This is a genomic window from Micromonospora fulviviridis, assembly GCF_014648395.1.
Lineage (GTDB): Bacteria > Actinomycetota > Actinomycetes > Mycobacteriales > Micromonosporaceae > Micromonospora > Micromonospora fulviviridis.
This window is the reverse complement of the sequence record NZ_BMRA01000015.1, coordinates 13,642-33,101: the sequence shown is the minus strand read 5'-3', so window position 1 is coordinate 33,101 and position 19,460 is coordinate 13,642. Positions and strand designations below refer to the sequence as shown.

Genomic DNA, 19,460 nt, shown 5'->3' with positions numbered 1-19,460 from the left:
TCATGCCTGAGCCGGTACGGGACGACTTACCATGCCCCGATGGGAACCGACTGCCTGTTCTGCCGGATCGTCGCCGGGGAGATCCCGGCCACCATCGTCCGCGAGACCGCCACCACCCTGGCCTTCCGGGACATCGACCCGAAGGCGCCCACGCACGTGCTGGTGATCCCGAAGGAGCACTACGCGGACGTGGTCACCCTGGCCGAGGGCGACCCGGGGCTGGCCGGTGAGCTGCTCAGCACCGCCGCCGTGGTGGCCGAGGAGGAGGGGCTGACCGTGGACGGCTTCCGGCTGATGTTCAACACCGGCCCGTACGGCGGCCAGGAGGTCTTCCACGTGCACGCGCACCTGCTCGGCGGCGCGCCGCTCGGCCCGATGCTCTGCCGCTGATCCGCTGCCTAGACTGCCCTCATGATCACGGTGCATGACCGGCTCGGCCGGATGGTGCGGCAGGCGCAGGCCCACGGGCGGATCCCGGCCGTCTCGGTCGCCCTGCACCGGGCCGACCGGCCGCTCTGGACCTGCGCGGTCGGCGGGACCGGCAACGACACCCCGCTCGGGCCGGAGACGGTCTTCCGGATCGGCTCGGTCACCAAGACCTTCACCGCCGTGCTGGTCATGCAGTGCCGGGACGAGGGGCTGCTCGACCTGGACGACCCGATCGGGCGGCACCTGGACCTGCCGGCCCACGGCGAGCTGACCGTACGCCGGCTGCTGTCGCACACCGCGGGCCTGCAGCGCGAGCCGCACGGCGACGTGTGGGACAGCCTGCGGGCGCCCGACGTCACCGAACTCCTCGCCGACCTGGCCCGGGTGGAGCGGGTGCTGCCCACCGGGCGGCGCTACCACTACTCCAACCTCGGCATGGCCCTGCTCGGCGAGCTGGTCGCCCGGCTGCGCGGCGGCACCTGGGCCGAGGTGCTGGCCGAGCGGGTGCTCGCCCCGCTCGGGCTGACCGCCACCGGCCCGGCCCCGGGTGAGCGGGCGGCGACCGGGTTCCTGGTCGACGCGTACTCCGACGAGGCCCGGCCGGAGCCGAACACGGACTTCGGCGCGGTGGCCCCGGCGGCGCAGCTCTGGAGCACCGCGCCGGACATGGCGCGCTGGGCGGCCTTCCTGGCCGACCCGGCCGCGCTGGACCCGGCCGGCGCGGTGCTCGCGCCGGCCACCCTCGACGAGATGCGCTGGCCGCTGACCACCACCGACGAGACGCTCTGGGCCGGTGGGTTCGGCCTCGGGCTGATCCTGGTGCCGCAGCCGGCGCGGGTGATGCACGTGGGGCACGACGGGGCCATGCCCGGTTTCCTGGCCTCCGTCTACGGCCGGCGCGGCGGGGACGGCACCGCGGGCGCGATGGGCTGCGCGGTGCTGGGCTCCTCGGGCACCGGCGTGGAGGTCTTCGAGCTGCCGCACCGGCTGCTCGCCGCCGCCGCCGAGAACGACCCGGCCGACATCGAGCCGTGGCGGCCCGGCGCGTCCGCCCCGGAGCACCTGCGCGGCCTGCTCGGCCGCTGGTGGGGCGAGGGCTTCGAGTACGTCTTCTCCTGGCACGACGGGGCGCTGCGGGCCCGGGGCGCGGACGACCCGGCCGGCAAGCCGCCCGCGGTGTTCGCCCCGCTGCCGGACCGGCCGGACGTGTTCCGCACGGTCGCCGGCCGGGAGGTGGGCGAGCTGCTCCGGCTGACCCGGGACGAGCGTGGGGCCGTGGTCCGGATGCACTGGGCCACCTACCGGTTCACCCGGCACCAGGAGACCTTCGAGGGGTACGACTTCCGCGCCGGCAGTTGATCTCCTACCGCAGGAAATGGGCGAGGTGCGGGCGGTGTTGACCCGATACGATGGGAGTCACGACCGCCGCGCCAGCAGGGCCCGGCGCCAAGTTCGAGAGCAGGTGGCGTAGGGCCCGACGGCCCGATCTATGACCGGCACCCCACCTCCCGGCCCGCCCCGGGTGCAGACCAGGATCACGGTCCCCGACCAGAAGATCATGGTGAACCTCCTCGGCGCGGGCGACGAGATCCTGCGGCTCGTCGAACGCTCGGTCAACAGTGACGTCCACGTGCGGGGCAACGAGATCACCATCACCGGCGCGCCCGCCGACAACGCCCTCGCCGAGCGTCTCTTCAGTGAGCTGCTCGAACTGATCGAGAAAGGCGAGACCCTGACCACTGACGCCGTCCGGCGTACCGTCGGCATGCTCGAGCAGGGCGGCGCCGAGCGGCCCGCCGAGGTCCTGACGCTCAACATCCTCTCCCGGCGCGGTCGCACCATCCGTCCCAAGACCCTGGGGCAGAAGCGCTACGTCGACGCCATCGACGCGCACACCATCGTCTTCGGCATCGGCCCGGCGGGCACCGGCAAGACCTACCTGGCCATGGCGAAGGCCGTCCAGGCGCTCCAGGCCAAGCAGGTCAACCGGATCATCCTGACCCGGCCGGCGGTCGAGGCGGGGGAGCGGCTGGGCTTCCTGCCCGGCACCCTGAACGAGAAGATCGACCCCTACCTGCGCCCCCTCTACGACGCGCTGCACGACATGCTCGACCCGGAGTCCATCCCGAAGCTGATGGCCGCCGGCACGATCGAGGTGGCGCCGCTGGCGTACATGCGCGGCCGCACCCTGAACGACGCGTTCATCATTCTCGACGAGGCGCAGAACACCACGCCCGAGCAGATGAAGATGTTCCTCACCCGGCTCGGCTTCGGTTCCAAGATCGTCGTCACCGGTGACGTCACCCAGGTGGACCTTCCCGGCGGGACGACCAGCGGCCTGCGGGTGGTCCGGGAGATCCTGAGCAACGTCGAGGACGTGCACTTCGCCCAGCTCTCCAGCTCCGACGTGGTCCGCCACAAGCTGGTGGGCGACATCGTCGACGCGTACGCCCGCTGGGACGCCGAGCGGGAGAACCAGCAGGCGCAGAGCGTGCACGCCGTGCCCGGGCGGACCGCCCAGGGCGGCCGGGCCGGCCGGCGCCGCTAACCCACCAGAGGAAGACAGTTGTCCATCGAGATCGCCAACGAGTCCGGTGTCGACGTCGACACCGACGCCGTGCTCGCCGTCGCCCGGCACGCCCTCGACGAGATGGGGGTCAACCCCCTCGCCGAGCTGTCCGTGCTGCTGGTCGACATCGAATACATGTCGGAGCTGAACCACCGCTGGATGGGTGGCGACGGCCCGACCGACGTGCTCGCCTTCCCCATGGACGAGGGCAGCGTCGACCACGGCCCGGGGGAGAGCGCCCCGGCCGGCGGTGAGCCGGCCCTGCTCGGCGACATCGTGCTCTGCCCGGAGGTGGCCGGCAAGCAGGCCGCCACCGCCGGGCACTCGCCCGCCGACGAGCTGCACCTGCTCACCGTGCACGGCGTGCTGCACCTGCTCGGCTACGACCACGCCGAGCCGGAGGAGGAGCGGGAGATGTTCGGTCTCCAGGCCCGACTGCTGGCCAGCTGGCGGTCGACCCGATCGCAGTGACAGCCACCCTGGCGGCCGGCGGTGCGCCCGCCGGCCTGCCCGATCTCCCTCTCCTCGCCGTCGCCGCGGGGCTGGTGGTGCTCGCCGGCCTGATCGCGATGACCGAGGCCGCGCTGGCCGCCGTCTCGCCGGCCCGGGCCGCCGAGCTGGCCCGGGATGGCGCGCGCGGCGCGCGTACCCTCCAGGCGGTCGCCGGCGACGTGGTCCGCCACCTCAACCTGCTGCTCCTGCTCCGGCTGCTGGCCGAGCTGACCGCCACCACGCTGGTGGCGCTGGTGGCCGTGGACACCTTCGGCGCCGGCTGGCGGGCCGCCCTGGTCACCGCCGGGGCGATGACCGTGGTCAGCTTCGTGGTGGTCGGCGTCGCGCCCCGCACCCTCGGCCGGCAGCACGCCTACGCGGTCGGCCGCGCCGTCGCGCCGCTGGTGCGCTGGCTGGGCCGGGCGCTCAACCCGCTGGCCTCGCTGCTGATCCTGATCGGCAACGCGGTCACCCCGGGGCGCGGCTTCCGGGAGGGGCCGTTCGCCACCCAGGTCGAGCTGCGCGAGCTGGTCGACCTGGCCGAGCAGCGCGGCGTGGTCGAGCACGGCGAGCGGCAGATGATCCACTCGGTCTTCGCGCTCGGCGACACCATCGCCCGCGAGGTGATGGTGCCCCGCACCGAGATGGTGTGGATAGAGGACAGCAAGACGCTCGCGCAGGCGCTGGCGCTCTTCCTGCGCTCCGGCTTCTCCCGGATCCCGGTGATCGGCGAGAACGTCGACGACGTGCTCGGCGTGCTCTACCTCAAGGACCTGATCCGGCGGCTCCAGGGCACCCCGGAGGCCCGGCAGATGCCGGTGGCCGAGCTGATGCGCCCGGCGACCTTCGTGCCCGAGTCCAAGCCGGTCGACGACCTGCTCTCGGAGATGCAGGCGGCCCGCAACCACCTGGTCATCGTCGTCGACGAGTACGGCGGCACCGGCGGCCTGGTCACCATCGAGGACATCCTGGAGGAGATCGTCGGCGAGATCACCGACGAGTACGATGTCGAGCGCCCGCCGGTCGAGCGCCTGGCGGACGGGGCCGTGCGGGTGACCGCCCGGCTGCCGGTGGAGAATCTGGGCGAGCTGTTCGACACCGAACTGCCCACCGACGAGGTGGAGACGGTCGGTGGCCTGCTCGCCCAGGCGCTCGGCCGGGTGCCGATCCCGGGCGCCGCCGCCGAGGTGGCCGGGCTCCGGCTGATCGCCGAGGGCACCACCGGGCGGCGCAACCGGATCGACTCCGTGCTGGTCAGCCGGGTCGAGCCGGGCGACGCGCCGGACAGCGCGGGGCGCGGCGAGCAGACCGACCCCCGTGGCAACCACAACCGTTCCGAGGAGAGGCAACCCGCCGATGCCTGAGTCACCCGCCGTGCCGGCCGCCCGGCCCACCCCGTCCGACCCCGCCGAGCTGAGCGCCGAGGACGGCAAGCTGGTCGTCCTGGCCCGGGGGGCGCGGGGCCGGGTGGGCGCCGTGGAGGGCGCGGCGGTCCGCGACCAGGACGGCCGGACGTACGCGGCGGCCAGCGTGGCGCTGCCGTCGCTGACCCTGACCGCGCTCCAGCTCGCGGTCGCCTCAGCGGTGGCCGCCGGCGCGAGCCGGCTGGAGGCCGCCGTCGTGGTGACCGAGGCGTCGACGCTGGACGGCGCGGGGCACGCCGCAGTCCGCGACCTCTCCGCCGACGCGCCGATCCACGTGGCCGCGCCGGACGGCACCGTCCTCGGCACGGTGGTCGAGTGAGCGACGTCGCGCAGCGTCCCTACCGGGCCGGTTTCGGCTGCTTCGTCGGGCGGCCCAACGCCGGCAAGTCGACGCTGACCAACGCGATCGTCGGCACCAAGATCGCCATCACCTCGAACAAGCCGCAGACCACCCGGCACATCATCCGGGCCGTGCTGCACCGGCCCGACTCGCAGCTCGTGCTGGTCGACACCCCGGGGCTGCACCGTCCCCGCACACTGCTCGGCGAGCGGCTCAACGACCTGGTCCGGGAGACCTGGAGCGAGGTCGACGTGATCGGCCTCTGCATCCCGGCGAACGAGCCGATCGGGCGGGGCGACCGGTTCATCACCGGCGAGCTGGCCAGCCTGCGGGCGACCGTGCTGGCCGTGGTCACCAAGACCGACCTGGTGGACAAGAAGCGGCTGGCCGAGCAGCTGCTCGCGGTGAGCGAGATGGGCGAGTTCGCCGACGTGGTGCCGGTGAGCGCGGTCTCCGGGCACCAGGTGGACACCCTGGTCGACGTGATGACCGGCTACCTGCCGGAGTCGCCGCAGCTCTACCCGGACGACATGCTCACCGACGACCCGGAGCAGGTGCTCGTCGCCGAACTGGTCCGCGAGGCCGCCCTGGAGGGGGTCCGGGACGAGCTGCCGCACTCCATCGCCGTGGTGGTCGAGGAGATGATCCCCGAGGGCAACGTCACCAAGATCTACGCGGACGTGTACGTGGAGCGATCGAGCCAGAAGGCGATCGTGATCGGTCACCGCGGCAGCCGGCTCAAGCACGTCGGCACCACGGCCCGACGGCAGATCGAGGAGCTGCTCGGCACCCGGGTCTACCTGGACCTGCACGTCCGGGTCGCCAAGGACTGGCAGCGCGACCCGAAGCAGCTGCGCAAGCTCGGCTTCTGACCCCGTACGCCCGACCGCCGGTCCCCAGTGAGGGGGCCGGCGGTCCGCGTTTCCGGCGGATGCCGGGCTGGTCCGGATCGGGCGGCTTTATGGGATGTTTCACTTTTGACCCGGGCCCGCGCATCGTTTCGTCCGGCCAGGTCGGAGGGTAGGGAGGCGTTGCTCCCCGCCCCCGACGCCCCCGCGAGCTGATGCGAAACCGATACCTCGACCTGCTCCGCTTCCTGGCCATCGTTCGAGTCGTCGTCTACCACGTCACCGGATGGGCGGCGCTGACCCTGATCTTCCCGGCGATGTCGGTGATGTTCGCGCTCGCCGGCTCGCTGATGGCCGCGTCGCTGGACCGGACCGGCGTACCGGCCGTGGCGCGCCGGCTGCGCCGGTTGCTGCCGTCGCTCTGGGTGCTCGCCGCGGTCTTCGTGCCGGCCATGCTGCTCACCGGGCTGCCGCTCACCCCGAAGGTGCTGCTCTGGCTCTTCCCGGTCAGCGACCCACCGGCCAACCAGTGGGGCGCCATCGCCCTGAGCCCGATCTGGTACCTGCGGGACTACCTCTGGTTCGTGCTCGCCTCGCCGGTGGCCCTCTGGCTGTTCCGCCGGGCCCCGCTGCCCACCCTGCTGGCCCCGTACGCGCTGCTCGGGGCCATCGAGTTCGGCGTGCTGGCGAACCCGCCGACCGTGCTGCGCGAGTTCGGCCTGTACTTCGGCGCCTGGCTGCTCGGCTTCGCGCACCACGACGGCCTGCTGCGCCGCATCGCCAACCGGGTGCTCGTGCCGCTCGCGGCCGCCCTCGGCGCGGCCGGGCTGTGCTGGATCCTCACCCACCCCGGCCCGCGCGGGCACGACCTGAACGACATCCACCTGGGCAACGCGCTCTGGTCGGCGGCGTTCATCCTGGTGGCGATCGGCCGGGCGCCGGCCGCGGCGCCGTGGGTCGACCGCATCCCGGCGCTGGGCCGGGCGGTCACCGTGCTGAACCGGCGCGCGCTGACCGTCTACCTCTGGCACATGCCGTTCGTGGTGGCGCTCACCCCGCTGGTGGACGTGGTCGGCTGGTCGCACCAGGACCCGCTCGGGCTGGCGTTCCGGGTGGCGCTGGTGTTCGCGCTGGTCGGCGTGGTCACCCTGCTGGTCGGCTGGGTCGAGGACCTGGCCGCCCGGCGTACCCCGGAACTGGTGCCCGGCCGCCCCCGGCGGAGCGCGGCCGAGCGGGCGGCGGCCGCGCCGGCCAGCCCGGCGCCGGCCGGCGCGGAGACCGGACTCGCCGTGGCCGGCGCCCGGGTGCCGTCCCCGCGCGCGCCCGAGCGGTCCGGCCTCACCCCGCGCTGACCGGCGGCCGCCTCAGCGGCGGTGGAGCGTCACGTTGCCGCTGGTGGCAGTGATGTCGAGCAGCAGGGAGGCGCCCGGGTCGTTCGGCACCGTCAGCTCGGTGTCGCCGGACTTGGCGTCCGCCCGCACCCGGTACCGGCCCTCGGGGACGGTCAGCTCGACGTCGCCGCTGGTGGCGTGCAACCGGGCCGCGGCCGGCTGGTCCAGCTCGGCGGTGACGTTGCCCGAGGTGGCCTCCGCGTCCACCCCGGCGGCGAGCCGCCGCGCGTCGATGTTGCCGGAGGAGGCGCGCAGCCGGACCGGGCCGGTCGCGTCGACCACCTCGATGTTGCCCGAGGTGGTGGTGGCGCGGACCTCGCCACGGGCCTCGGTCACGGTGATGTCGCCGGAGCGCAGGGTGAAGTCCACCGGCCCGACCCGGTTCAGGGTGACGTTCCCGGAGCTGGCCTCACCGCGCACCGTCACACCTTCCGGGGCGGTCACCTCCCAGGAGACCGTGCACCGGGGGCCGCAGTCGCTCGGCAGCACCAGCTCGTCGCCCTTGATCTCGTACCGGGTGTCCGGCTCCCCGCCCTGGTAGCGGACGATCCGCTTGATCCGCACCTCGTCGGCGGAACCGGTGGCCCGGATCGTCACGTCGCCCGCGCCGCCGGCCGGCACGGTGATCCGGGCGATCTTCGCGCGTTCGGTCTGGTCGTAGTCGAGGCGGCGGAACGACAGGGTGTCGCACCCGGCGAGGACGATCAGGGTGGCGGCCGCGGCGGCGGCGACGGCGGTCCGGTGCAGAGCCATGGCCAGGACGCTACGGCCGACCGCGCGGGCGGCACATCCGGGTTCGACCGCCGGTCCACCCCGAAGAGACCCTGAGATCGCACCCCGAGGGAGAATGGCCCGATGGCCGGATACCGCCGACAGCTCTACCGCGACGACGCGGTGGTGCTGCGCGTGCAGAAGCTGGGGGAGTCCGACCGCATCATCACCCTGCTCACCCGCCGGCACGGCCGGCTGCGCGCGGTGGCCCGGGGCGTACGGCGCACCACCAGCAAGTTCGGCGCCCGGCTGGAGCCGTTCGGGCACGTCGACCTCCAGCTCGCCGGCGACCCCAAGGGCAACCACGGCAGCTCGCTGCACACCATCAGCCAGGCCGAGGGCATCGACCTCTACGGCAAGCGGTTCCTCGGCGACTACCCCCGCTACACGGCGGCCAGCGCGATCGCCGAGACCGCCGAGCGGCTCACCCCGATCGAGCGGGAGCCCTCGCTGCGGCTGTTCCAGCTCACCCTCGGCGCGCTGCGCTCGCTGGCCACCGGCGACCACGCCACCACCCTGGTGCTCGACGCCTACCTGCTGCGCGGCATGGCCTTCGCCGGCTGGGCGCCCGCGTTGACCGCGTGCGCGGTCTGCGGCACCCCGGGGCGGCACCGGGCCTTCTCCGTGCCGGCCGGCGGCGCGGTCTGCCCGGACTGCCGGCCCCCCGGCGCCGCCCACCCCGCCCCGGCCACCATCGACCTGATGTCCGCGCTGACCACCGGCGACTGGGCGTACGCCGACGCCACCGAGACCGGTGTGCGCCGGGAGTGCAGCGGCCTGGTCGCGGCGCACCTCCAGTGGCACCTGGAACGCGCGCTACGCTCGCTGCCGCTGGTCGACCGGGGTGCCCCGGCGTCCGGCGCGGTCCCGCCGCCCGGCGGCGCGGGGCCGGGTGTGGTCCCGCCGCGCACCGGAGGCGGGCCCACCGCCGCTGGTGTGAACAGGGAGATGACCGAGTGATCCGATCGATGAGGGCCGGCCGGCGCGAGCCGCTGCCACCGACTCCGCACCCCTCCGGCGCCCGGCCGCCGGCGCTGCCGGCCGACGCGCTGCCGAAGCACGTCGCCGTGGTGATGGACGGCAACGGCCGCTGGGCCAAGGAGCGCGGGCTGCCCCGGACCAAGGGTCACGAGCAGGGCGAGCACAGCCTCTTCGACACCATTGAGGGCGCGATCGAGCTGGGCATCCCCTACCTGTCGGCGTACGCCTTCTCGACCGAGAACTGGCGGCGGTCGCCGGAGGAGGTCCGCTTCCTCATGGGGTTCAACCGGGACGTCATCCGGCGCCGCCGGGACCAGCTCGTCGACCTGGGCGTCCGGGTGGTCTGGTCCGGCCGGGCCGGGCGGCTGTGGAAGAGCGTCATCTCCGAGTTGCAGACCGCCGAGGAGATGTCCCGCGGCAACTCGACCCTGACCCTCCAGTTCTGCGTCAACTACGGCGGGCAGGCGGAGATCGCCGACGCCGCTGCCGCGATCGCCCGCGACGCGGCCGCCGGCCGGATCGACCCGGGCAAGGTCACCGAGAAGACCATCGCGAAGTACCTCTACCACCCGGAGGTCCCCGAGGTGGACCTCTTCCTCCGCCCCTCCGGCGAGCAGCGCACCTCCAACTTCCTGCTCTGGCAGAGCGCGTACGCGGAGCTGGTCTTCCTCGACACCCTCTGGCCCGACTTCGACCGCCGCCACCTCTGGTACGCCTGCGAGCTCTACGCCCAGCGGGACCGCCGCTTCGGTGGGGCGCTGCCCAACCCGGTGGCCCCCGCCACCTGAGGTCGCGCTTACCGACGCCGTTTGCTGGGTATCAATCCGGACAGCAGGCAGATTGCGGAGGTGAACCCACATGATTCAGAAGCGGATTGCCCAGTGGGCGGTCATGGCGGTCGCCGTGCCGCTGGCGGCGGCCGGCGCGCGCCGGCTCAGCCACACCTTGGAGGCCCGTCGTGGCCCGAGCGGGGTGAGCCGACTGCTCACCAAGGGCGCCGACATGCTGCGGCCGCAGAAGGCCAAGCGTCGTCGGTTCTGGTGACGTCGACGGTCCGCCGCGACATCGTGGCGGACCGTGCCGCGGGCGCCCCGCGTCCGGCTTTCCGGCCGGGAGCGGGGCGCCCGCGCGTACGATCGGCGCGAGGGCGCGCCGCCGGGACGCGCCCGCCACGGGGGTGGGGGATGCGCGATCTCCGGTTCAAAATGATCATGGCGTTGAACGCGGCGGACCTGGGCAGCCCGATCTGCGAGCAGGTCGCCGACATCTGCGCGGAGATCGCCGAGCAGCACTGCGCCGAACTGGGCCACACGCCGGCCGTACGCGCCGGGGAGATCGCCGAGCTGAGCACCGGCGAACCCGCGCTCACCTGGGCGCCGGCCGAGACCGGGCAGCGTGCCTGGTGACGGCGACGGTGCCCGCTCCGGCGGTGGACGTCCGCCGGGCCGACGACCGGTTCAAGACCCGGCTGTCGTGGCTCGACTCCAAGCACTCCTTCTCGTTCTCCCGGCACTACGACCCGGCCAACACCCACCACGGGCTGCTGCTGGTCAACAACGACGATGTGGTGCGCCCGGGCAGCGGCTTCGAGACCCATCCGCACCAGGACATGGAGATCGTCACCTGGGTGCTGCGCGGCTCGCTGGTCCACCAGGACTCCACCGGCCACTCCGGCGTCATCTATCCCGGCCTGGCCCAGCGGATGAGCGCCGGCACCGGCATCCTCCACTCGGAGAAGAACGACTCCTGGCGGCTGGAGGGCACCGCCCCGCACCGCGACCCGGTCCACTTCGTGCAGATGTGGGTGCTCCCCGACGAGGAGGGGATCGACCCGGGCTACGAGCAGCTCGAGATCGGCGACGAGCTGCTGCGGGGCGGCCTCGTGCCGGTCGCCTCCGGGATGGACCGCTACGACGGCGCCTCCGCCATCCGGATCCGCAACCGGTACGCGACCCTGCACGCCGCCCGGCTCGGCCCCGGCGACTCCGTGAACCTGCCCGACGCGCCCTTCCTGCACCTCTACGTGCCCAGCGGCGCCGTGACGCTGGAGGGGACCGGACAGCTCGGCGAGGGCGACGCGGCCCGGATCACCATGGCCGGGGGCCAGCGGGTGACCGCCGCCGAACCGGCGGAGATCCTGGTCTGGGAGATGCACGCCACGCTCGCCTGAGCGCGCTCACGCCTCCACTTCGGAGCGGTCACCCGCCCAGAGCGTGTGGAACGACCCCTCCCGGTCCACCCGGTGGTAGGTGTGCGCGCCGAAGTTGTCCCGCAGCCCCTGGATCAGCGCGGCCGGCAGCCGCTCGGCGCGCAACGCGTCGAAGTAGGCCAGCGACGACGAGAAGGCCGGGGTGGGCACGCCCGCCCGGGCCGCGTCGGCCACCACCCGCCGCCACGCCGGCACCCCGGCGCCGACCCGGTCGGCGAACCAGGGGGCGACCAGCAGCGTGGGCAGCTCCCGCTCGGTGTCGTACGCCTCGCGGATCCGGTCCAGGAAGCGGGCCCGGATGATGCAGCCGCCCCGCCAGATGGTGGCCGTGCCGCCCAGGTCGATGTCCCAGTCGTACTCCAGGCTGCCGGCGCGGATGTGGTCGAAGCCCTGCGCGTACGCGACGATCTTGCTGGCCAGCAGCGCGCGCCGGACGTCCTCGACGAAGGTGTCCCGGTCGTCCACCTGCCACTTCTCGCCCGCGTCCGGGAACGCGCGGCGGGCGGCGGCGCGCTGGTCGGCGTGCCCGGACAGCGACCGGGCGAAGGTGGCCTCGGCGATGCCGGTGATCGGGATGCCGAGGTCCAGCGCGCTCTGCACGGTCCACCGGCCGGTGCCCTTCTGCTCGGCCTGGTCGAGCACCACGTCGACGAAGGGCCGGCCGGTCGCCGCGTCGGTGTGCCCGAGCACGTCGGCGGTGATCTCGATGAGGAACGACTCCAGCTCGCCGCCGTTCCACTCCCGGAAGATCTCCGCGATCTCCGCCGGGCTCGCCGACAGGCCGGCCCGCAGCAGGTCGTACGCCTCGGCGATGAGCTGCATGTCCGCATACTCGATGCCGTTGTGGACCATCTTCACGAAGTGGCCGGCGCCGTCCGGCCCGATGTGCCGGCAGCACGGGACGCCGTCCACCTGGGCGGCGATCCGCTCGAAGATCGGGCCGAGCTTCCGGTAGGACTCGGCCGAGCCACCCGGCATGATGCTCGGCCCGTGCAGCGCGCCCTCCTCGCCGCCGGAGACGCCGGTGCCGACGAAGTGCAGCCCGTGCCCGCGCAGCGCCTCCTCCCGGCGGCGGGTGTCCGCGAAGTGCGCGTTGCCGCAGTCGACGACGATGTCCCCGTCCTCCAGCAGTGGCACCAACTCGTCGATCACCGCGTCGGTGGGGCCGCCGGCCTTCACCATGACGATCACCGCGCGCGGGCGCTCCAGCGAGGCGACGAAATCGGCCATCGACTCCGAGGACACGAACGTGCCCTCGTCGCCGTGCTCGGCGAGCAGGCTCCGGGTGCGCTCGGGCGAGCGGTTGTGCACGGCCACGGTGAAGCCGTTGCGGGCCAGGTTCCGGGCCAGGTTGCGGCCCATCACCGCCAGGCCCGTGACCCCGATCTGCGCCGTCGCCTGCTGTGCCATGCGTACCGCCACCCCTCGTCTCCGGTGCCCGTGCTGCGACCGTATCGCGGCCGGCGCGGGGGTGGGCCGGGACGTCGACGCCGGGTGAGGGCGTGGTCGCGATCGGTCGTCGGTAATTCGGCTGCGGGTGCGGCGGGGCTTGGGTTAGCGTGCTGGCATGCGTAACTGACGCCCACCTCTCGCAGGCCCGGTCCACCGTGCGTACCGCCGTGGACCGTGCGCCCCGGGCGTCCGCATCCTCCGCGCCACCGTCGGTGGTGGCGTCGCGTGCCTCGTCGGACCGCCCGGGTGTTCCCCGCTCGCCGTGCCCTACGGGTGCCCGACAGTCAGGAGGCAGCGTATGCCCGCCAAGCGCAGTCCGAAGAAGTCCCACAAGCCCGCGCCGTCCCCGGTGGACCTCACTCCGGCGGATCTCGACGCGCTCACCGTGGCGCCCGCCGCGCCGGTGACCCTGCCCGGGCGCACCGACACGCCGCCGCCACCGAAGGCCGGCCCGCCCGGCGGCCGGGAGTCCCGGCTCTCCGGCCGCAGCCAGCGCGCCGGACAGACCCGGTTCTACGCCTTCCGGCGCAGCTGAGGTCGTCGGGTGCGGTTGTCGTCGCTCCGGCGACGACAACCGCACCCGAAGCCTCTTCGCCGCTCAGGCCGCGGCGGTCGCCGGGGTCGCCGTCCCGGCCGGCGCCTCGGCCGCGCGCCGTCGCGCGACGCCGAGGGCCAGGCCCACGAAGCCGGCCACCATGAGCGCGCTCACCACCAGCTTGACCGGAACGCCCGAGCCGACCAGGTCCAACACCTGCCCGGCGGTGAGGACCAGCGGCACCCAGAGGGCCACGAGGCGGGCCCGCCAGGCGCCGAACGCCAGCACGAGCAGGCCGACCAGCCAGCCGAGCAGCCACACCGCGAACGAGGCCATCACGAACGGATCCCCGTCGATCGCCGTCGTCACCGGACGGGCGGCGTCGGCGTCCACGCCGCCACCGGCCAGGGCTCCGAAGAAGGCGTTGTACTGCCACAGGTGGACGGTCGAGAAGTAGAGCCCCAGCAGCGCCGTGGCACCGCCGATCATGGCCGCCACCGGCCTGCGCCCGTGCAGCGTGGCGGCCAGTCCGAGCGTCGCCGGCAGCAGCAGCAGGTGGGCCAGCGCGAACAGCACGGTCTCCACCCGCCACGCGCCCAGGTTCCCGGCGGCCACCGCCACGTTCCCGGCGGTGTCGGCCACGTCGTCGGGGAACATCACCCAGTAGAAGGCGTTCGCGACGGCGTACGCCACGCCGCCGCCGAGCAGGGCGCCCGCGGTGAGCTGTCGGCCCGTCCGCCCCCCGGTGTTCTCGTCCATCAGTGTCTCCTCTCGAAGTCGTGGGAGGGACGCTAGGAGCCACACCCGGACCGGGTCGTCGGCGCGGAAGTTGATCCTCGGGTGGAGCGTCGGCGACGGTCGCTACACCCCTGGGTGGACGCGGAGAGCCGCCCGCCGTGGCTACCCTTCCGGCATGTCTGCCGCCCTCGCCGTCCGGGCCCGGTGGCGCGAGGTGGCCACCTCGCTCGCCGGGGCCGCGCTGTTCGCGTTCGGCCTGGCCGAGCTGTACGTGCCGCTGGCCGGCTACGTCGAGGGGGAGGGGCCGGACCTCGCCGCGCTCTCCGCCGGCTGGCTCGTCGTCCTCACCGCGCTGCTGGTCGGCTACGGCCTCGCGGTGGCCGGCTGCACGTCGTATCCCCGAACAGCCGCCGTCGTCGCCGGGGCCTGCTTCACCGCGCAGAGCTTCACGCCCGTCCTGCCGGAGTGGCCGGTCGTGCCCCTGCTGGCGCTGGTCGCCGCCGTCTTCGGCTGTGTCGCGGTGGGTGGCCGGGCCGCGCCCACCGTCGCCGTGGTCAGCTACTTCCTCTCGCTCGGGATCGAGAACGCCGTGGCCGGCGACTCCGACTGGATCTTCATCCTGTTCGTGGGGCTCGCCGTGCTGGGTCCCGGCTACGCCGTGCGGATGCGGCGGGCGCAGGCGGCCCGGCTGGTGGCGCTGGCCGCCGAGCGGGAGGCCGCCGCCCGGACGGACGAGCGGCTGCGGGTGGCCCGGGAGCTGCACGACATCGTGTCGCACGGGGTCTCGGTGATGGTGCTCCAGGCCGCCGCGGCGCAGGCGGTGCTCGACTCGGACGCGGGCCAGGCCCGCGCGTCCCTCGACGCGGTGCAGGAGGTCGGGCGCGAGGTGGTCACCGAGCTGCGCCGGCTGCTGGTGATCCTCCGCGGCGCGGAGGCGGCCCCGGAGGGACTGCCGTCCCTGCGGCGCATCGACGCGCTGACCGCCGGGGTGACCCTCGCCGGCGGGAGGGCCGACGTGACCGCCACGGGTGACCTCGACGCGGTCCCCGCCGCCGCCGACGTCAGCGGCTACCGGATCCTCCAGGAGGCGCTGACCAACGCCGCCCGGCACGCGCCGGGCGCGACCGTCCGCGTCTCGATCGAGGTGGCCGGCGAGGCGCTCCGGCTGGTCGTGGTGGACGACGGCACCGGCCCGGCCCGGCGGAACGCCGGCACCGGGCACGGCCTCACCGGCATCCGGGAGCGGGTGGAGCTGTTCGGCGGCACGGTGAGCGCCGGTCCCCGCCCTGAGGGCGGCTTCGAGGTGCGCGTCACGCTGCCCTTCGACGCCGAGGCGTCGGCCGGCGCACTGGCCACGGCGGGGGTCACCGGGTGACCCGGGTCCTCATCGCCGACGACGAGGCGCTGGTGCGCGGCGGGCTCCGCATGATCCTCACCGCCCAGCCGGACCTCGACGTGGTCGCCGACGCGGCCGACGGCGAGGAAGCCGTGCAGTTGGCGAGCAGGCTCGCGCCCGACGTGGTGCTCATGGACATCCACATGGCGCCGGTGGACGGGATCGCCGCCACCGAGCGGATCCTGGCGGCGCGGAGCGACACCCGGATCATCATGCTGACCACCTTCGACCTCGACGAGTACGTCTACCGGGCGCTGCGCGCCGGCGCTTCCGGGTTCATGCTCAAGACCACTCCGCCCCGGGAACTGGCCGAGGCGGTGCGGACCGCGGCCCGGGGCGACGCCCTGCTCAGCCCGTCGATCACCCGTCGCCTGATCGACCACTACACCGCGACCGCGTCGGTGGTCTCCCACCCCGGCCTCGCCGAGCTGACCGCGCGCGAGACCGAGGTGCTGCGGATGATGGCCCTCGGCCTGTCCAACCGGGAGATCGCCGACCAGCTCTTCGTCGGCGAGGCGACCGTGAAGACGCACGTGAACCGCATCTTCGCCAAGCTGGGGGTGCGGGACCGGGTGCAGGCGGTGGTGCTGGCGTACCGGAGCGGGGTGGCCCAGCTGCGGCGGTAGCGGGCTCAGCCGATCAGCGGGCGGAACGTGCCGAGCACCACGCTGACCGTCAGCGCCGCCGCGGCCAGCGCCCCGGCGGCGACGACCAGCAGGCCGTCGGCCCGGGTGAAACGCTGCCGGCGGGCGACCGTACGCGGGGTGCCGGCGTCGAAGCCCCGGGCGTCCATGGCCACCGCCAGCCGGGTGCCCCGCCGGATCGCCCCGACCAGCAGCGCGAACGCCGTCGACCCGAACAGCCGCAGCTTGGCGATCGGGTTGCGGCCGGCGTCCACGCCCCGCGCCCGGCGGGCCATGCTGATCATCCGCCACTCCTCCTCCAGCAGCGGCACCAGCCGGAACGCGGCCAGCGCGCCGATGGCGAACCGGGCGGGCGCCTTCGCGTTCTGGATCAGCGCGTCGGCCAGGTCGGTGGGATCGGTGGTGGCGAAGACCAGGATCCCGGGCAGCGCCACGGCGAGCATCCGCAGCACCAGACCCAGCGCGGTGTCCAGCACGCCCTCGGTGACCAGGACCGGGCCGGCCTCGACCAGCACCCGGCCCGAGCGGTCGGCGGCGAAGAGCACCAGGGTGACCAGGATGCCGCCGGCGCCGGCCAGCAGCGGCCACGCCCGCCGGGCCAGCACGCTGTAGCGGACGCCGAACAGCGGCAGCACCGCCAGCTCGATGGCGATGGCGATGGCCGGGGCCACCGGGTCGAGGGTGGCCACCAGGATCAGGGTGAAGACCAGCGCGGCGGCCAGCTTCGCCACCGGGTTGCGCCGGGCCAGCGGCGCCCCGGGCGCGGCGACCGGCTCCACGCTGATCACCGGCGCTCCCGGGTGACGGCGCGGCCGGGGCCGGGTGCTCGGCGCGGCGCGGGAGTCATCGGCGCTCCAGGGTGATCGTCCGGTCGGGGCCGGGTGCTCGGTGCGGCGTCGGGGGTCATCGGCGCTCCAGGGTGATCGTCCGGTCGGCCAGCGCGGCGACGAAGTCCGCGTCGTGGGTGACCGCGACGACCCCGTGGCCGGCGTCGCGCAGGTCGGCCAGGAGGTCGACCAGCTCGAGCCAGGTCCGCCGGTCCTGGCCGAAGGTGGGCTCGTCGCAGATCAGCAGGCGGGGCGCGGTGGCCAGGGCGGTCGCCACGCTCAGCCGCCGCGCCTCGCCGCCCGAGAGGGTGTACGGGTTGGCGCCCGCCAGCCGGTCCAGCCGCAGCCGCTCCAGCAGCGTGTCCACGGTGGCCGTCACGGCCGCCTCGGACTGCCCGGTGCGGCGCGGACCGAGCGCCAGTTCGTCGCGGACCGTGCCGGTGACGAACTGGTGTTCCGGGTCCTGGAAGACCGAGCCGATCCGGCCGGCCAGGGCGGGTGCCCGCCAGCGGTGCGGGGGAGTGCGCGCGTCCCGGCCGGCGAGGGCGGGGGTGGCGGCGACCGTGCCGGCGCCGGGGCGGAGCAAACCGCCGAGCAGCAGGGCCAGGGTGGACTTGCCGGCGCCGTTCGGGCCGAGGACGGCGAGCGCCTCGCCGGCGCGTACCCGAAGGTCGGTGGGGGCCAGCCGGGGCGGCAGGCCGAGCCGGTCGGCGGTGAGCAACACCTCGCCGGGCGGCGTGGTGGCGTGCCGGGGCGGCACGGTGCGGCCCGGCACCCACACCCCGGCGGCGGCGAGCGCGTCGCCGTGCGCGGCGAAGACCGCGTCGGGCGGCCCGTCGGCGCGCACCCCGCCCCCGGGCTCCAGCACGACCACCCGGTCGACCAGCGGCAGCGCCTCGGCGACCCGGTGCTCGACCAGGATCAGCGTGGTGTCGGCGTCGACGGCGTCCGCGACGGCCTGCCGGACCAGAGTGGCGCCGGCCGGGTCGAGGTTGGCGGTCGGCTCGTCGAGCAGCAGCAGCCCCGGCCGCAGGGCGAGGGTCCCGGCCAGCGCCAGCCGCTGCTGTTCGCCCCCGCTCAGCGCCGCGGTGGGCCGGTCCCGGTCATACGGGAAGCCGACCCGGCGCAGCGCCTCGTCCACCCGGGGCCAGATCTCCTCGGCGGGTACGCCCCGGTTCTCCAGCCCGAACGCGACGTCGTCGCCGCAGCGGGCCATCACCAGCTGGGTCTCCGGGTCCTGGAAGACGATGCCGACCCGTTCCCGGGCCTTGCGCGGGTCGAGCCCGTCGATCTCGACGGTGCCCTCCTGCTCGCCGGAGTCCTCGGGCAGCAACCCGGCCAGCGCCGCCAGCAGCGTGCTCTTCCCGGCCCCGGAGGCGCCGAGCAGCAACACCCGCTCCCCAACCTCGACGCGCAGGTCCACCCCCCTGACGGCCCAGCCCCTACGCCCGGCATGCCGCCACCCGAACCCCCGCAACTGAACGGCACCCACGCGTCCCACCTCCCCTCTCGGCCCAGCTTGGTTGATCAAGAGGTTTGCGTCAGGAAAACCGCTTCCGCTGACGCAAACCTCTTGATCAACGCGGTCTCGGTGGGTCGTTGCGGTCAGACCAGGGCTCGGTCGCGGCCGGCGGGGAAGCGGTCGAGGACGCCCGTGTTGGCCAGGGCGCGGGTCAGGAAGTGCGCGCCTGCGCCAGCGATCACCGTGGCGCTGACGATGGTCAGCAGGGCGTAGGGCAGGCGGTAGTCGACCAGGTCGTAGGCCTTGTTCCAGTAGACGAAGTCGAAGATCGCCGCGGTCAGGCCGGTCAGCGCACCGGCCAGCAGGGCGATCGGCAGCCGGAACGTGCGGTAGCGGAACGCCGCGAACGCCAGCTCGGCGCCGAGGCCCTGCATCAGACCCTGCACGATGACGATGCCGCCCCACTGGCTGCCCAGCAGCGCGGAGATGATCGCCGCCAGCAGCTCGCAGTAGAGCGAGGCGCCGGGCTTGCGGATGACGAGCCCGCCGAGCACGGCCGGCACCAGCCAGACGCCGTAGATGAGTGTCTGCGCGGGCGGGAAGAACGCGAAGGCCGCGTCCGTGGCGCCCCAGAGCAGCCCCCAGGCCCAGAAGATGAGGCCGAAGGCGACGGCGATCACCGAGGCGACGACGATGTCGACGGTGCGCCAGCGGTTGCTGTCGGTGTGGTTCATGACTGACTCCCAGTTCAGGTGAGGAACCAGGAGAAGACGCACGCCGCGCCCGGTGGTCACCGGACGGCGGCGCGGCTGGAGGTCGACCGAACTCCCTGCGCTGGCATTACCCAGATCAGGTTCGAGGGTCTGCGGGCACCGGCCCGCACTCTCAGCGCTGTGCGCTCCCCTGTCGGATGTGAAGTTGTCTCGTCGGAGACGCTAGCACCGACCCCGGC

22 protein-coding genes and 1 riboswitch are annotated in these 19,460 nt (G+C 74.1%); of the genes, 16 read left to right on the top strand and 6 right to left on the bottom strand.

Annotated features, from left to right (window positions below; all coding sequences use genetic code 11):
* The first annotated feature begins 39 nt into the window (after positions 1–39).
* The 8 genes from IEY96_RS29410 to IEY96_RS29375 all read left to right on the top strand — a co-directional run bounded on the left by IEY96_RS29410 (position 40) and on the right by IEY96_RS29375 (position 7,454).
* Positions 40–390, top strand: a complete 351-nt coding sequence (locus tag IEY96_RS29410; RefSeq protein ID WP_189198059.1) for a histidine triad nucleotide-binding protein — start codon at positions 40–42, stop codon at positions 388–390.
* A 21-nt stretch (positions 391–411) separates the two neighbouring features.
* On the top strand, positions 412–1,788 hold the full coding sequence (locus IEY96_RS29405) for a serine hydrolase domain-containing protein (protein WP_189198058.1): 1,377 nt from the start codon (positions 412–414) through the stop codon (positions 1,786–1,788).
* Between the two features lie 130 nt (positions 1,789–1,918).
* Positions 1,919–2,977: a PhoH family protein gene (locus tag IEY96_RS29400; protein ID WP_091319269.1), complete on the top strand. Its 1,059-nt coding sequence runs from the start codon at positions 1,919–1,921 to the stop codon at positions 2,975–2,977.
* A gap of 18 nt (positions 2,978–2,995) precedes the next feature.
* Positions 2,996–3,469 (top strand): rRNA maturation RNase YbeY, encoded by a 474-nt coding sequence (ybeY, locus tag IEY96_RS29395; RefSeq protein ID WP_189198057.1) that lies wholly within the window; start codon positions 2,996–2,998, stop codon positions 3,467–3,469.
* Complete coding sequence (locus IEY96_RS29390; protein WP_189198118.1) at positions 3,445–4,854, top strand: hemolysin family protein; 1,410 nt, start codon at positions 3,445–3,447, stop codon at positions 4,852–4,854. The genes ybeY and IEY96_RS29390 overlap by 25 nt, the downstream gene beginning before the upstream one ends.
* Positions 4,847–5,233, top strand: coding sequence for a cytidine deaminase-like protein (locus tag IEY96_RS29385; RefSeq protein WP_091319278.1), 387 nt, complete (start codon positions 4,847–4,849; stop codon positions 5,231–5,233). The genes IEY96_RS29390 and IEY96_RS29385 overlap by 8 nt, the downstream gene beginning before the upstream one ends.
* Positions 5,230–6,126: a GTPase Era gene (gene era / locus IEY96_RS29380; protein WP_189198056.1), complete on the top strand. Its 897-nt coding sequence runs from the start codon at positions 5,230–5,232 to the stop codon at positions 6,124–6,126. Before IEY96_RS29385 ends, era begins: the two co-directional genes overlap by 4 nt.
* A 191-nt stretch (positions 6,127–6,317) precedes the next feature.
* Positions 6,318–7,454: an acyltransferase family protein gene (locus IEY96_RS29375; protein ID WP_189198055.1), complete on the top strand. Its 1,137-nt coding sequence runs from the start codon at positions 6,318–6,320 to the stop codon at positions 7,452–7,454.
* Positions 7,455–7,466: 12 nt separating this feature from the next.
* Here the strand turns inward: IEY96_RS29375 and IEY96_RS29370 are convergent, their stop codons facing one another.
* Positions 7,467–8,246: a DUF4097 family beta strand repeat-containing protein gene (locus tag IEY96_RS29370; protein ID WP_189198054.1), complete on the bottom strand. Its 780-nt coding sequence runs from the start codon at positions 8,244–8,246 to the stop codon at positions 7,467–7,469.
* Positions 8,247–8,348: 102 nt separating this feature from the next.
* Between IEY96_RS29370 and recO the strand changes: the two genes are divergently transcribed.
* The 5 genes from recO (at position 8,349) to IEY96_RS29345 (ending at position 11,415) form a co-directional block, all read left to right on the top strand.
* Positions 8,349–9,224: a DNA repair protein RecO gene (recO, locus tag IEY96_RS29365; RefSeq protein ID WP_189198053.1), complete on the top strand. Its 876-nt coding sequence runs from the start codon at positions 8,349–8,351 to the stop codon at positions 9,222–9,224.
* Between the two features lie 8 nt (positions 9,225–9,232).
* Positions 9,233–10,033 (top strand): isoprenyl transferase, encoded by an 801-nt coding sequence (locus IEY96_RS29360; RefSeq protein WP_189198117.1) that lies wholly within the window; start codon positions 9,233–9,235, stop codon positions 10,031–10,033.
* Positions 10,034–10,103: 70 nt separating this feature from the next.
* A complete protein-coding gene (locus IEY96_RS29355) occupies positions 10,104–10,289 on the top strand; it encodes a hypothetical protein (RefSeq protein ID WP_109943664.1) in 186 nt (61 codons plus the stop codon).
* A gap of 140 nt (positions 10,290–10,429) precedes the next feature.
* Positions 10,430–10,651, top strand: coding sequence for a thioredoxin reductase (locus tag IEY96_RS29350; protein WP_229791963.1), 222 nt, complete (start codon positions 10,430–10,432; stop codon positions 10,649–10,651).
* Positions 10,648–11,415, top strand: a complete 768-nt coding sequence (locus IEY96_RS29345; RefSeq protein ID WP_189198052.1) for a pirin family protein — start codon at positions 10,648–10,650, stop codon at positions 11,413–11,415. Before IEY96_RS29350 ends, IEY96_RS29345 begins: the two co-directional genes overlap by 4 nt.
* Before the next feature lie 6 nt (positions 11,416–11,421).
* Here the strand turns inward: IEY96_RS29345 and gnd are convergent, their stop codons facing one another.
* On the bottom strand, positions 11,422–12,864 hold the full coding sequence (gene gnd, locus IEY96_RS29340; protein WP_189198051.1) for an NADP-dependent phosphogluconate dehydrogenase: 1,443 nt from the start codon (positions 12,862–12,864) through the stop codon (positions 11,422–11,424).
* A gap of 340 nt (positions 12,865–13,204) precedes the next feature.
* On the opposite strand from gnd, the gene IEY96_RS29335 reads away from it, so the two are divergent.
* Positions 13,205–13,441, top strand: coding sequence for a hypothetical protein (locus tag IEY96_RS29335; RefSeq protein ID WP_189198050.1), 237 nt, complete (start codon positions 13,205–13,207; stop codon positions 13,439–13,441).
* Between the two features lie 63 nt (positions 13,442–13,504).
* Here IEY96_RS29335 and IEY96_RS29330 read toward each other — a convergent pair whose 3' ends face one another.
* A complete protein-coding gene (locus tag IEY96_RS29330) occupies positions 13,505–14,200 on the bottom strand; it encodes a hypothetical protein (protein ID WP_189198049.1) in 696 nt (231 codons plus the stop codon).
* Between the two features lie 154 nt (positions 14,201–14,354).
* Between IEY96_RS29330 and IEY96_RS29325 the strand changes: the two genes are divergently transcribed.
* The gene (locus IEY96_RS29325) at positions 14,355–15,554 is read left to right on the top strand and encodes a sensor histidine kinase (RefSeq protein ID WP_189198048.1); all 1,200 of its coding nucleotides are present in this window, start codon (positions 14,355–14,357) and stop codon (positions 15,552–15,554) included.
* Positions 15,551–16,201: a response regulator gene (locus tag IEY96_RS29320; RefSeq protein ID WP_189198047.1), complete on the top strand. Its 651-nt coding sequence runs from the start codon at positions 15,551–15,553 to the stop codon at positions 16,199–16,201. The genes IEY96_RS29325 and IEY96_RS29320 overlap by 4 nt, the downstream gene beginning before the upstream one ends.
* Before the next feature lie 5 nt (positions 16,202–16,206).
* Here the strand turns inward: IEY96_RS29320 and IEY96_RS29315 are convergent, their stop codons facing one another.
* From IEY96_RS29315 to IEY96_RS29305, 3 genes are all read right to left on the bottom strand, one after another.
* Complete coding sequence (locus tag IEY96_RS29315) at positions 16,207–17,007, bottom strand: energy-coupling factor transporter transmembrane component T family protein (RefSeq protein WP_189198046.1); 801 nt, start codon at positions 17,005–17,007, stop codon at positions 16,207–16,209.
* Between the two features lie 115 nt (positions 17,008–17,122).
* Positions 17,123–18,538, bottom strand: a complete 1,416-nt coding sequence (locus tag IEY96_RS29310; protein ID WP_189198045.1) for an ABC transporter ATP-binding protein — start codon at positions 18,536–18,538, stop codon at positions 17,123–17,125.
* A 113-nt stretch (positions 18,539–18,651) separates the two neighbouring features.
* Positions 18,652–19,242, bottom strand: coding sequence for an ECF transporter S component (locus IEY96_RS29305; protein ID WP_189198044.1), 591 nt, complete (start codon positions 19,240–19,242; stop codon positions 18,652–18,654).
* Between the two features lie 74 nt (positions 19,243–19,316).
* A riboswitch (TPP riboswitch) is annotated at positions 19,317–19,423 on the bottom strand.
* Between the last annotated feature and the right edge of the window lie 37 nt (positions 19,424–19,460).

Excerpts from the sequence above, each read along its gene's own strand:
- IEY96_RS29410 (WP_189198059.1), top strand. The coding sequence starts at position 40 with ATGGGAACCGACTGCCTGTTCTGCCGGATCGTCGCCGGGGAGATCCCG.
- IEY96_RS29405 (WP_189198058.1), top strand. The coding sequence starts at position 412 with ATGATCACGGTGCATGACCGGCTCGGCCGGATGGTGCGGCAGGCGCAG.
- IEY96_RS29400 (WP_091319269.1), top strand. The coding sequence starts at position 1,919 with ATGACCGGCACCCCACCTCCCGGCCCGCCCCGGGTGCAGACCAGGATC.
- IEY96_RS29385 (WP_091319278.1), top strand. The coding sequence starts at position 4,847 with ATGCCTGAGTCACCCGCCGTGCCGGCCGCCCGGCCCACCCCGTCCGAC.
- IEY96_RS29375 (WP_189198055.1), top strand. The coding sequence starts at position 6,318 with ATGCGAAACCGATACCTCGACCTGCTCCGCTTCCTGGCCATCGTTCGA.
- IEY96_RS29370 (WP_189198054.1), bottom strand. The coding sequence starts at position 8,246 with ATGGCTCTGCACCGGACCGCCGTCGCCGCCGCCGCGGCCGCCACCCTG.
- recO (WP_189198053.1), top strand. The coding sequence starts at position 8,349 with ATGGCCGGATACCGCCGACAGCTCTACCGCGACGACGCGGTGGTGCTG.
- IEY96_RS29360 (WP_189198117.1), top strand. The coding sequence starts at position 9,233 with ATGAGGGCCGGCCGGCGCGAGCCGCTGCCACCGACTCCGCACCCCTCC.
- IEY96_RS29355 (WP_109943664.1), top strand. The coding sequence starts at position 10,104 with ATGATTCAGAAGCGGATTGCCCAGTGGGCGGTCATGGCGGTCGCCGTG.
- IEY96_RS29350 (WP_229791963.1), top strand. The coding sequence starts at position 10,430 with ATGCGCGATCTCCGGTTCAAAATGATCATGGCGTTGAACGCGGCGGAC.
- gnd (WP_189198051.1), bottom strand. The coding sequence starts at position 12,864 with ATGGCACAGCAGGCGACGGCGCAGATCGGGGTCACGGGCCTGGCGGTG.
- IEY96_RS29335 (WP_189198050.1), top strand. The coding sequence starts at position 13,205 with ATGCCCGCCAAGCGCAGTCCGAAGAAGTCCCACAAGCCCGCGCCGTCC.
- IEY96_RS29330 (WP_189198049.1), bottom strand. The coding sequence starts at position 14,200 with ATGGACGAGAACACCGGGGGGCGGACGGGCCGACAGCTCACCGCGGGC.
- IEY96_RS29325 (WP_189198048.1), top strand. The coding sequence starts at position 14,355 with ATGTCTGCCGCCCTCGCCGTCCGGGCCCGGTGGCGCGAGGTGGCCACC.
- IEY96_RS29305 (WP_189198044.1), bottom strand. The coding sequence starts at position 19,242 with ATGAACCACACCGACAGCAACCGCTGGCGCACCGTCGACATCGTCGTC.